This window comes from Bradyrhizobium cedriense (assembly GCF_054602315.1).
On record NZ_JBTSWB010000007.1, the window covers coordinates 394,823 to 406,759 of the forward strand.

Genomic DNA, 11,937 nt, shown 5'->3' on the forward strand with positions numbered 1-11,937 from the left:
CGCCTACCGCCGCAGCAATCCACCGAGCGCGCCGCGGACCAGCGTACGGCCGATCGAGCCGCCGAGCTGGCCGCCGACCGACTTGCCGACATTGGCGGCCAGCCCGCCGATCACCTGGTTGGTCACCGATCGCGTCACGTCCCGCGCAATGACCTGGCCAGTCGACAGACGGCCTCGCTTGACGTTGGTGCCGAAGATGGTGCCGACGATCGAGCCGATCTGGCCCAGGATGCCGCCGCTTCCACCAGTTGGACCGTCCGCCGTGGCCGCCGTGGCGGCGATGCGCTTCTGAAGCATCTCGTAGGCGGACTCGGAATCGACGGCGGTGTCATATTTGCCCTTCACAGGGCTTGCAGCCATGATCGCCTTGTGCTCGTCCGGCGTGATCGGTCCGATCCTGGCCGACGGCGGCCGGATCATCACCCGCTCCACCATCGAAGGCGTGCCGTTGCCCTCGAGGAAGGACACCAGCGCCTCGCCCTTGCCGAGCTCCGTGATCACCTTGGCCGTGTCGAGCTTCGGGTTGGGCCGGAAGGTCTGCGCCGCAGCGGCGACCGCCTTCTGGTCGCGTGGCGTGAAGGCGCGCAGCGCATGCTGCACGCGACCGCCCAACTGAGCCAACACCTTATCCGGCACGTCGATCGGATTCTGGGTGACGAAATAGACGCCGACGCCTTTGGAGCGGATCAGACGAACCACCTGCTCGATCTTGTCCATCAACGCCTTCGGCGCATCGTTGAACAGCAGATGCGCCTCGTCGAAAAAGAACACCAGTTTTGGCTTCGGCAGGTCGCCGGCTTCCGGCAGCTCCTCAAACAACTCCGACAGCAGCCACAGCAGGAAGGTAGCGTAGAGCCTGGGGCTCTCCATCAGCTTGTCGGCGACCAGGATGTTGACGACGCCGCGACCGTCCCTATCGATCTTCATGAAATCCTTCAGCTCCAGTGCCGGCTCACCGAAGAATTTCGCTCCGCCCTGGTTTTCCAGCACCAGCAGCTGGCGTTGAATGGTTCCAACCGTCGCCTTGCTCACATTGCCGAAGCTCTGCGCGGCCTTACGGATCTCGGCTAACGGATCTTCCTCAGCTTCCGGTCCCTTCTTGCCGCTGGCTGGAACGATCGCATCCAACAGCGACCGCAGATCCTTCATGTCCAACAATGGCCAGCCATTCTCGTCGGCGACGCGGAAGGCAACGTTGAGCACGCCTTCCTGCACGTCGTTCAGGTCGAGCATGCGCGCGAGCAAAAGCGGGCCCATTTCCGTCACGGTCGCGCGCACGGGATGGCCCTGCTCGCCGAACACGTCCCAGAACACCGTCGAGAACTGGTCGGGCTGGAATGTCAGCCCCATTTCACTGGCGCGCTTGACGATGAAGTCTTTGGCTTCGCCGATCTGACAGATGCCGGCGAGGTCGCCCTTGATGTCCGCCGCGAACACTGGAACACCGGCGCGCGCAAATCCTTCTGCCATCACTTGCAGCGATACCGTCTTGCCGGTTCCGGTTGCGCCCGTGACGAGGCCGTGGCGATTGGCGAGCGCCAGCGTCAGCCATGCCTGCTCGTTTCCCTTGCCGACGAAGATCTTGTCGTCGGTATCGCCGAGCTTGCTGTCCTGTGCGGTCATTATTCTCTCTGATCTCTCTGCCGAGTTTCGCGTATTGAAACTCAAATGCACCAGTTCCGCAGTTTAACGCATGTCGCGCACCGATTAAAACCGTTCAACGCCCCCAGGCATGCGACATTGTCGGACACAACGGACGAGGTCAGCCGAAAGTAGGGGCGAGGTGTTCGCAACGCGGCAATTTTTCGCCGATTCCTTCTTGGCTCTTGCACGGCTGCAACACCTTCCGCGCGTTCGCATATGATTCGCGCGGCGCGTGCGTTCATCGCTTGAATTTCACGTCACACCGGCCCAAGATCATTCTCGAAAGCAATACTCCGGCATGTGAACCGGCTGAGGGGCGGGTCTTATGGACGAGTTGATCGGACGGCTGGCGACAAACGCCGGCATAGATAGTGCTGTCGCTGAAAAAACCGTCGGCATTATCCTGGGCTTCCTCCGCAGCGAGGGTCCCTCCGATAGCGTGCAGGCCCTGATCGATCAGATTCCCGGAGCAGAGGCTGCGATCGACGCGTCCAAGAGCGGCGGCGGCCTGACACGGCTGATGGGCGGCGGTCTGATGGCCGTGGGCACGCGCCTGATGGGTCTGGGACTTGGCATGTCCGACATTCAAAAAGTCGCCCGTGAACTTTTCCGCTACGGCCGAGACAAAATCGGAGCGGATCAGATGGGCAAGATCATCGCGGGGACGCCGGGCCTCAGCCAGTTCGCCTGAAGCCACGCATTCACATCGAGCATCATGACATATCCGATCTCCGAGATTGAGGGCCTCTCGGCCTTTGCCGCCAACAAGCTGAAGGCGCAAGGAATCCGCACCACCGACGCGCTGCTCGAGGCGGCCTCGACCGTGAAAGGCCGCAAGGCCCTATCGGCCAAGACCGGCATCAGCGAGCAGCTACTGCTGGAATGGGCCAATGTCTCGGACTACATGCGCATCCCCGGCATGGGCCGGGCCAAGGTCGGCCTCGTTCGCGCCGCCGGCGTCACCACGGTGCGCGAGCTCGCCTATCGAAATCCGGCGAGGCTCGCCCAGAGCATGCGCGAGGCCAACGAGAAGAAGAAGCTCGTCCGCATCTTGCCTTCCGAGAAGTCGGTCGGCGACATCATCGCCAAGGCCAAGAAGCTGCCGCCGAAGATCACGTATTAGGGCGGTTCTTTCTGCCCCTGTTTCACCAGCGGGCGTCACGCTCACTCTCGTGTCCCGGACGCGGTGCAACGCCCCTTGCGTCGCTGCGCAGAGCCGGGCCTCGCACCACGCAAACAGCACTTGGCAGGCATGGGCCCCGGCTCAGCAGCGGATCGCTGCACTGGACGATGCTTCGCATCTGCAGGGATGCGCTGAGCTGCGTCCGGGGCGCGAGAGCGTACGTGCCGCATAACGTTCGGCCACGCCCAACCGCCGCTCCAATCCCGTCTTGACTCCCCCTCCCCGACCGCTAAAGCCACGCGCATGAACGCCTCGCCCTCCCCCTCCCACGCATCGGCCGGCTCGGCCGGGCGTGATGCGCTGCGGACGTTGCTGGAACGGCCGATCCCGGCGGTAATGGGCGTGCTCAACATCACCCCGGATTCCTTCTCCGACGGCGGCGAGTTCATCGCGCCCGCGCGGGCGATTGAACGGGCGCGGGCGATGATCGCCGATGGCGTCGACATCATCGACATCGGCGCCGAATCCACCCGTCCCTACAAGGGCGCCCGGCCGGTCACGGCCGCGGAAGAGCTCGCCCGGCTGAAGCCGGTGCTGGCCGACGTGGCGGCGCTCGGCGTGCCCGTCTCGATCGACAGCATGAAGGCGGAGGTCGTAGCCTTCGCGCTCGACCACGGCGCGGCGATCGCCAACGACGTCTGGGGCCTGCAACGCGACGCCGACATGGCGCCGCTGATCGCCGCAAGAGGCGTCCCCATCATCGTCATGCACAACCGCGACAGCGTCGATCCGGCGGCCGACATCATCGCGGATATGAAGGCGTTCTTTCGGCGCTCGCTCGATATCGCCGCACGGGCCGGCATCGCACGCGACAAGATCGTGCTCGATCCCGGCATCGGCTTCGGCAAGACGGCCGAGCAGAGCATGACCGCGCTGGCGCGCTTACGCGAATTCGAGATGTTCGGCCTGCCGATCCTGGTCGGCGCCTCGCGCAAGCGCTTCATCGCCTCGGCGTCGCCGTCGGAACCATCGGAGCGGCTCGGTGGCTCGATCGCGGCCCATCTGATCGCCGCGCAGCGCGGCGCGAAGATCATCCGGACCCATGATGTCGGCGAAACCCTGCAGGCCCTGCGGGTGGCGCATGCAATCGAGAGCAAGCAATGACCGATACGATCTTCGTCACCGGCCTGTCTATCCATGCCCGCCACGGCGTGATGAATCACGAAACCGAAGTCGGCCAGCGTTTCGTCATCGATCTCGAACTCTATACCGACCTCTCGGAGCCATCGCGCAGCGACCGGCTCGCGGACACGGTGTCCTACGCCGATGTCGTGGCGACGACCACTGCGGCGTTCAAGAATACCAATTACAAGCTGCTGGAGCGCGCTGCCGGCGCAGTGGCCGACGCCATCCTGTCGAATTTCCCGCGCATCCGCGCCGTGAAGATCACGGTGCACAAGCCGCATGCGCCCATCGCTGCGATCTTCGACGATGTCGGCATCATGCTGACACGCTCGCGGCACCCCTAGCATGGCGAGCGTGCTGATCGCGCTGGGCGGCAATGTCGGCGATGTCCGCGCGACGTTCGGCAAGGCGATCGCCCATATCTGCGGCATGGCGCAAGGCGCACTGATTGCGCGCTCATCGGACTATGCCACGCCACCCTGGGGCGACGAGGACCAGGATCCCTTCATCAACGCCTGCATCGAGATCGAGACCGGTCTCGATCCGCATGCGCTGCTGTTCGTGCTGCAGAAGGTCGAGCAGAAATTCGGCCGCACCCGGGACAAGGCGCGGCGCTGGGGACCGCGCACGCTCGATCTCGACATGATCGCCTACGACGACGTCAGCCTGCAGAAGCCCGACCTGACGCTGCCGCATCCGCGCCTGTTCGAGCGCGCCTTCGTGCTGGTGCCACTGGCCGAAATCGCGCCGGACCGCGTCATCTCGGGCATTCGTGTGCGTGACGGGCTCGCCAGCGTCTCGGCGCAAGGCATTGAGCGGCTTCCGGATACCGGTTAACCAAAAACAACCGTTTGCAGGGACGGCCTGCCGTGGCAATTTCGCCAGCGAACAACAAGATGTTTGGGAGCCCCTCGCCGCATGACCTCCGTGACTGAAGACCTGCCGCTGGCGGCGGATTTTCCCAAGGCGACCGTCGAGGACTGGCGCAAGCTGGTCGACGGCGTGCTGAAGGGCGCGCCGTTCGAGAAGCTGGTCGGCAAGACCTATGACGGCATCAAGATCGATCCGCTCTATCCTCGCGCCAAGGGCGTTGCGCCCGTGGTGGGACGGCGGCCGGCTGCGCCGTGGCAGATCGTGCAGCGGGTCGACCATCCCGATGCGGCCGCCGCGAATGCACAGGCTTTGCAGGATCTGGAGAATGGCGCGACCGGGCTCGCGCTGGTGTTCGCCGACGGCAACGGAGCTTACGGTTTCGGGCTGGAACCGTCGGCCGATGCGATTGCGAAAGTCTTGAAGGACGTCCATCTCGACGCCGGGATCGGCCTCGAGCTCCAGATCGGTCCGCAGTCGCGGATGGCCGCGATCCATCTCGCGGAGTATGTGAAGAGCAAGGGCCTCGACCCCGCCGCCTGCGACATCCGCTTCGGAGTAGATCCGCTCGCGGCCTGCGCAGTGTGGGGCTACAGCCCCTATGATTGGAACGAGATCGTTCCCGCCATTGGCGGCGCCATCCAGGGTCTCGCCGCGCTCGGCTTCAAGGGACCGTTCGCCTCCGCCGACGGGCGCGTGATCCATGATGCCGGTGGCTCGGAGGTGCAGGAGCTCGCCTTCGTACTCGCCTGCGGCGTCGCTTATCTGCGTGCGATCGAAGGCGCCGGCATTCCGCTCGAGCAGGCGCAGGGCATGATCTATGCGCGGATCTCCGCCGATGCCGACCAGTTCCTGACCATGGCCAAATTCCGCGCGCTGAGGCTGCTGTGGGCACGCATCGAGCAGGCGTGCGGGCTCACGCCAAAGCCGCTGTTCATTGCCGCCGATACCGCCTGGCGCATGCTGACGCAGCGCGACCCTTACGTGAACATGCTGCGAGCAACCATCGCGACATTCGCCGCCGGGCTCGCCGGCGCGAACGCGATCACCGTGCTGCCGCACACGCTGGCGCTCGGCCTGCCCGATCCGTTCGCGCGGCGCGTGGCGCGCAACACCCAGCTTCTCTTGCTGGAAGAAAGCAACCTCGCCAAGGTCAGCGATCCCGCTGCCGGCGCTGGCGGCATCGAGACGCTGACGGCGCAGCTTTGCGACGCCGCCTGGGCGCTGTTCCAGGAGAGCGAGACATCCGGCGGCGCCTTCGCCGCGCTTCAGCAGGGCGTGTTCCAGAGCAAGGTCGCGGCCGCGCGAAAGGCGCGTGAGGCCAACATCGCAAGACGCCGCGACGTGCTGACCGGCGCCAGCGAGTTTCCGAACCTGCATGAAAGCGCAGCCACCGTCCTGGAAGCGACGCCGATCGCACTCGCTCCCTACGGTGAACCAAAATACAAGTTCGAGGCGCTGCCGCCGATCCGGCTGGCGGAACCGTTCGAGGCGCTGCGCGACAAATCCGATGCCGTGTTGAAGGCGCGCGGCGCCCGTCCAAAGGTGTTCCTGGCCAACCTCGGCACGCCCGCGGATTTCACGGCGCGCGCGACCTTTGCCAAGAGCTTTTTCGAGGCCGGCGGCATCCAGGCCATCGACAGCGAGGGCTTTGCTGATCCAGCCAAGCTCAGTGCCGCCTACCAGGACTCCGGCGCGGAGTTCGCCTGTCTTTGTTCCAGCGACAAGGTCTATGCGGAACATGCCGAAGCCGCGGCGCAGGCCCTGCAAACCGCAGGCGCGCGACATATCTATCTGGCAGGCCGCCCGACCGATGCCGAGGCGGCCCTGCGCGCGGCCGGCGTTACCGGTTTCATCTTCGCCGGAGGCGATGCGCTTGCGACGCTGCAAGACGCCTATCGACGGATGGAGCAGGCATGACCGAAACCAGCAAACCCGTTCTCACCGGCGGCTGCCAATGCGGCGCCGTGCGCTTTGCGGTAACGACCGCACCCACCCGCGTCTCGATCTGCCACTGCCGGATGTGCCAGAAGGCCGCCGGCGCGCCGTTTGCCTCCTTTGCCGACATCAACAAGACGGATTTTAGCTGGACCAAGGGCCAGCCATCCTTCTTTCGCTCCTCCACGATCGCCGAGCGCGGCTTCTGCGCCGCCTGCGGCACGCCGCTAAGCTTCGGCCGCATCGACGGCGACCGGATCGAGATCATGACCGGCACCTTCGACCGGCCCGACCGCATCGTGCCGACGCGGCAGTTCGGCACCGAGTCCCGCCTCGGCTGGGTGGTCGGCATCTCCAACCTGCCGAGCCAGACCACGCAACAGAATTACGGACCGGAGAAGATGGCGACCATCGTCAGCCATCAGCATCCGGATCACGATTGAGCGCCTATGATATGGTTGAAACCATGAGCCGCATTCCCAATTTCGCCGATGTTGCCTTCGAGCGCGTCGCCACCGCCGCACCAGCCCAGAGCGCCGAGCCGTGGCTGACGCCCGAGGGCATCCTGGTGAAGCCCGCCTATGGCGAGGCCGATCTCGCGGGGCTCGATTTCCTCGATACCTATCCGGGCATCGCGCCCTATCTGCGCGGCCCCTACCCGACCATGTATGTCAACCAGCCCTGGACGGTCAGGCAATATGCCGGCTTCTCCACGGCGGAGGATTCCAACGCGTTCTACCGCCGCAACCTGGCAGCGGGACAGAAGGGCCTCTCGGTCGCCTTCGATCTCGCCACCCACCGCGGCTATGACTCAGACCATCCGCGCGTCGGCGGCGACGTCGGCATGGCGGGCGTCGCCATCGATTCCATCTACGACATGCGCACGCTGTTCGCAGGGATCCCGCTCGACCAGATGAGCGTGTCCATGACCATGAACGGCGCGGTGCTGCCGATCCTCGCGCTCTACGTCGCCGCCGCCGAGGAACAGGGCGTGCCGCCGGAAAAGCTCTCAGGCACCATTCAGAACGACATTCTGAAAGAGTTCATGGTGCGCAACACCTACATCTATCCCCCCGCGCCCTCGATGCGGATCATCTCGGACATCTTCGCCTACACCTCGCAGAAGATGCCGAAATACAACTCCATTTCCATCTCCGGCTATCACATGCAGGAGGCCGGAGCGACGCAGGACCTCGAGCTCGCCTACACCCTCGCCGACGGCGTCGAATATTTGCGCGCAGGCCTTGCCGCCGGCCTCGATGTCGACCGCTTCGCGCCGCGGCTGTCGTTCTTCTGGGCGATCGGCATGAACTTCTTCATGGAGGTCGCCAAGCTGCGCGCCGCGCGCCTGCTCTGGGCGAAGCTGCTGAAGCCTTTCAATCCGAAGGACCCGCGCTCGCTGTCGCTGCGCACGCATAGCCAGACCTCGGGCTGGTCGCTGACCGCGCAGGACGTCTTCAACAACGTGATGCGCACCACGGTGGAGGCCATGGCGGCGACGCAAGGCCACACCCAGTCGCTGCACACTAACGCGCTCGACGAGGCGTTGGCGCTGCCGACCGATTTCTCGGCGCGGATCGCCCGCAACACCCAGCTCTTCCTGCAGCAGGAGAGCGGCACGACCCGCATCATCGATCCCTGGGGCGGCTCCTATTACGTCGAGCGTCTCACCCGTGATCTCGCGGCCAAGGCATGGAGCCACATCCAGGAGGTCGAGGAGCTCGGCGGCATGGCGAAGGCGATCGAGGCCGGCGTGCCGAAATTGCGCATCGAGGAGGCCTCGGCCAAGACGCAGGCCCGCATCGACGCCGGCAGGCAGGCGGTGATCGGGGTCAACAAGTACAAGCCGACGGACGAGGCGCCGATCGACATCCTCAAGGTCGACAACACCAATGTCCGGCGCTTGCAGATCGACAAGCTGAAGCGGCTGAAATCCGAGCGAAACCAGAAGGACGTCGACGCCGCGCTCGCCGCGCTGACGCGCTCGGCCGGCGAAGGCAACGGCAATCTGCTCGCGCTCGCCATCGAGGCGGCACGCGCGAAGGCAACCGTCGGCGAAATCTCTGACGCATTGGAGAAAGTGTTCGGCCGCCACCGCGCCGAAATCAAATCCATCACCGGCGTCTACAAGCGGGAGGCGTCCAGCATGGGCAACCAGGTCGAGAAGGTTCAGGCGCTGATCGACGCGTTCGAGGAGGCGGAAGGCCGCCGCCCGCGCATCCTGGTCGCCAAGATCGGCCAGGACGGCCACGATCGCGGCCAGAAGGTGATCGCGTCCGCGTTCGCCGACATCGGCTTCGACGTCGACATCGGCCCGCTGTTCGCCACAGCAGACGAAGCCGCGCGGCAGGCGGTCGAGAACGACGTACACATCCTCGGCGTCTCCTCCCTTGCCGCCGCCCATCTCACCGCCGTGCCCGATCTCAAGGCCGCGCTGAAGAAGCAGGGCCGCGACGACATCATGATCATCGTCGGCGGCGTGGTGCCGCCGCAGGATTACGACGCGCTCTACGCCGCCGGCGCTGAGGCCATCTTCCCTCCGGGCACCGTGATCGCAGACGCGGCGGAGGAGCTGATCCGCAAGCTGAACGCCCGGCTCGGGCATAGCGAGGCGGCGGAATAGCCGTCGCCTCGATCTTCCGACAACAAGGATCCTTGCGTCATGTTTCCCGCGCCAACATTCATGCGCGCGCTCGCTGCTTCCATCGTTTGCGGCGCCGTGTTCAGTCAGGCCTTTGCCGCCGACCCCAGGCCCGACGCCGTCATCAAGACCAAGAGCATCGAGGCGCGCTTGTTCCTCGATGACGGGATCAAAGCCAGTCCGGCACTGGCGGCGGATTGCCTGGCCGAGGGCAAGAAGTGGCTCGACAAGAACGCCGCCGAAGCTGCCGCCGCGCGCAAGCAGGACCCGGAGATCTTCAAGGAAGGGGGCTGGGATTTCGAGCGGAAATATGAAATCCGCTCCATCGTTGCCGATCGCTACATCAGCATCCTGCGCAACGACTACATCAACACAAGGGGCGCGCATCCCAATTCGGACGTGAACACGATCCTGTGGGACAAGGCCGGGAACAAGCGCATCTCCATCCGCCCGTTCTTCACCGAGACCGCCGACAACGGGGCCACCATGAAAGCGATGGTGAAGGCCGTGATTGCCTCGCTCAGGAGCGAAAAGAAGAAGCGCGGCGCCGGCGAGACCGCGACCGATGAATGGTTCAAGGAGCTGAAACCGAGCCTGCTCGGGATCGGCGCGGTAACGCTCGCGCCCTCAACCGAGGCCGGCAAGAGCTCCGGCCTCACCTTCCACTATCCGCCCTATGCTGTCGGCCCTTACGCTGAAGGCGAATATGTCGCCTTCGTGCCGTGGGAAACGCTGAAGCCCTATCTCACCGTGGAGGGCACCCGCATCTTCGGCGGCGCGCGGCCGAAGGACGACGCGGACGGGCAGTGAGCGACCGCTAACTGGATCGCGGGCGGATTCGAGCCAGCGTCCGAGCGAGCGACCCCGTCCAATCGGGAATCCAGGAGGCAAACAGGGCCCGCCAGCGGTCGGCGTCCGCAGGCTCCGTGTCGAGGGCGACCGACCATTCGATGAGGGTGCGGTCGCCTTCGATGATCGGGCGCAGATGCATCGTGCCTCGGTAGCGCGTCGGTGCTGGGCCCTGATCGGCGTCATCTTCCGGATATGGCAGCGCTTCGAGACCGGCATAGGTCAAGCTGTGCTGCCGGTCCGAGTGGTCGACCAGGCGCTGACGAATCCAGTTTCCGAAATAGCAGAAGCGCCTGATGGCGCCGACTTCATCGCCGGGCTTGTCGTCCTCGATCACGCTCTCGCTCACCCCGTCGATATAGGCGGGATAGTTGTTGAAATCGCGGATCAGCGACCAGACTTCGTCCAGAGGATGGTCCAGCACGGCGCTGTAATAGGCTTGGGTCATCGGAGGCTTGCCCTTTGGCTTTCGTTACGCGCGGAGGTTGGCGGCTTGCGCGGGCAAAACCCACCCGATTTCCGACTGTCCATCCGACGGCATCCAACTTTTCACGCAAGCCGCGGCAATCTCGTTGGTAGCGCTACCTTGCGGCGGCGCTGCAAAGCCGACTAGAATGCCGCCATTGACAAGAGCGCCCGACGTCACGGGCGCCGCTGGGAGGATTCATGTCCAAGATTACGCGCCGCACCTTTGCGGCCTCAACCGCCGCAGTCGCCGCATCCGCAGCCTTCGGCTTCAAGCCCGCGCTCGCACAAGCCTATCCGGCCCGGCCGGTCACGGTGATCGTGCCCTGGGGCGCCGGCGGCGGCACCGACGCGACCGCGCGCATCGTTGCGGCGCTGCTGGAGAAGGATCTCGGCCAGCCCTTCAACGTGGTCAACCGCACCGGCGGCTCCGGCGTGGTGGGCCATAGCACGATCGCGACCGCCCAGCCCGACGGCTACACCATCGGCATGCTCACGGTCGAAATCTCGATGATGCACTGGCAGGGCCTGACCGAGCTGACGCCGAAGAGCTACACGCCGCTGGCTCTGATGAATGAGGATCCGCCCGGCATCCAGGTCTCCTCCTCCTCGCCCTACAAAACGGTCAAGGAACTCGCCGACGCGATCAAGGCGGCGCCTCCCGGCAAGTTCAAGGCGTCGGGCACCGGCCAGGGCGGCATCTGGCACCTGGCGCTGGTCGGCTGGATGCAGGCCATGGGCCTGCCCGCCAACCAGGTCGCGTGGGTGCCGTCGAACGGCGCGGCCCCCGCGATGCAGGATCTCGCCGCCGGCGGCCTCGACCTCACCACCTGCTCGGTTCCGGAGGCGCGCGCCATCATCGAGGCGGGCAAGGCCAGGAGCCTCGCCATCATGGCGCCGGCCCGCAATCCGATCTTCAAGGACGTGCCGACGCTGAAGGAGGCGATGGGCATCGACTACGCGACGGGCGCCTGGCGCGGCATTGCCGGGCCAAAGAACCTTCCGCCGGAGATCGCAACGAAGCTCACCGCAGCCCTGAAGAAGGTTTACGATTCCGCCGAGTACAAGGACTTCATGAGCAATCGCGGCTTCGGCACCGTGTGGGGCGATGCCGCTCATTTCGCCAGCTTCATGGACAAGGGCGACGCCCAGATGGGCGAGGCGATGAAGGCGGCGGGCCTGTCGAAGGCGTGACGTTTCCCCTCTCCCCGCTTGCGGGGAG

Annotated in this window: 12 protein-coding genes; 10 read left to right on the top strand and 2 right to left on the bottom strand. The window is 65.2% G+C overall.

What is annotated here, in order from left to right:
- Positions 1-3: 3 nt before the first annotated feature.
- A complete protein-coding gene (locus ACYCVF_RS27270) occupies positions 4-1,623 on the bottom strand; it encodes a helicase HerA-like domain-containing protein (RefSeq protein WP_459606685.1) in 1,620 nt (539 codons plus the stop codon).
- Positions 1,624-1,969: 346 nt separating this feature from the next.
- Between ACYCVF_RS27270 and ACYCVF_RS27275 the strand changes: the two genes are divergently transcribed.
- The 9 genes from ACYCVF_RS27275 to ACYCVF_RS27315 all read left to right on the top strand — a co-directional run bounded on the left by ACYCVF_RS27275 (position 1,970) and on the right by ACYCVF_RS27315 (position 10,211).
- Positions 1,970-2,335 carry a DUF2267 domain-containing protein gene (locus ACYCVF_RS27275; protein WP_459601558.1) on the top strand — a complete coding sequence of 122 codons (366 nt, stop codon included), beginning with the start codon at positions 1,970-1,972 and terminating at the stop codon, positions 2,333-2,335.
- Positions 2,336-2,359: 24 nt separating this feature from the next.
- Positions 2,360-2,767, top strand: a complete 408-nt coding sequence (locus ACYCVF_RS27280; protein WP_061020111.1) for a DUF4332 domain-containing protein — start codon at positions 2,360-2,362, stop codon at positions 2,765-2,767.
- Positions 2,768-3,070: 303 nt separating this feature from the next.
- Complete coding sequence (gene folP, locus ACYCVF_RS27285) at positions 3,071-3,931, top strand: dihydropteroate synthase (RefSeq protein WP_459601560.1); 861 nt, start codon at positions 3,071-3,073, stop codon at positions 3,929-3,931.
- Positions 3,928-4,296, top strand: coding sequence for a dihydroneopterin aldolase (gene folB / locus ACYCVF_RS27290; protein ID WP_459601562.1), 369 nt, complete (start codon positions 3,928-3,930; stop codon positions 4,294-4,296). Before folP ends, folB begins: the two co-directional genes overlap by 4 nt.
- Before the next feature lies 1 nt (position 4,297).
- Positions 4,298-4,789 carry a 2-amino-4-hydroxy-6-hydroxymethyldihydropteridine diphosphokinase gene (folK, locus tag ACYCVF_RS27295; RefSeq protein WP_459601564.1) on the top strand — a complete coding sequence of 164 codons (492 nt, stop codon included), beginning with the start codon at positions 4,298-4,300 and terminating at the stop codon, positions 4,787-4,789.
- A gap of 81 nt (positions 4,790-4,870) precedes the next feature.
- Positions 4,871-6,742, top strand: coding sequence for a methylmalonyl-CoA mutase family protein (locus tag ACYCVF_RS27300; RefSeq protein WP_459601566.1), 1,872 nt, complete (start codon positions 4,871-4,873; stop codon positions 6,740-6,742).
- On the top strand, positions 6,739-7,203 hold the full coding sequence (locus ACYCVF_RS27305) for a GFA family protein (protein ID WP_459601568.1): 465 nt from the start codon (positions 6,739-6,741) through the stop codon (positions 7,201-7,203). Before ACYCVF_RS27300 ends, ACYCVF_RS27305 begins: the two co-directional genes overlap by 4 nt.
- A 23-nt stretch (positions 7,204-7,226) precedes the next feature.
- A complete protein-coding gene (scpA, locus tag ACYCVF_RS27310; protein WP_459601570.1) occupies positions 7,227-9,383 on the top strand; it encodes a methylmalonyl-CoA mutase in 2,157 nt (718 codons plus the stop codon).
- A 60-nt stretch (positions 9,384-9,443) separates the two neighbouring features.
- Positions 9,444-10,211 carry an RsiV family protein gene (locus ACYCVF_RS27315; RefSeq protein ID WP_459601817.1) on the top strand — a complete coding sequence of 256 codons (768 nt, stop codon included), beginning with the start codon at positions 9,444-9,446 and terminating at the stop codon, positions 10,209-10,211.
- A 7-nt stretch (positions 10,212-10,218) separates the two neighbouring features.
- On the opposite strand, the gene ACYCVF_RS27320 is transcribed toward ACYCVF_RS27315, so the two are convergent.
- Positions 10,219-10,698: an SRPBCC family protein gene (locus ACYCVF_RS27320; RefSeq protein ID WP_459601572.1), complete on the bottom strand. Its 480-nt coding sequence runs from the start codon at positions 10,696-10,698 to the stop codon at positions 10,219-10,221.
- Positions 10,699-10,916: 218 nt separating this feature from the next.
- Between ACYCVF_RS27320 and ACYCVF_RS27325 the strand changes: the two genes are divergently transcribed.
- A complete protein-coding gene (locus ACYCVF_RS27325) occupies positions 10,917-11,909 on the top strand; it encodes a tripartite tricarboxylate transporter substrate binding protein (protein WP_459606686.1) in 993 nt (330 codons plus the stop codon).
- Positions 11,910-11,937: the final 28 nt, after the last annotated feature.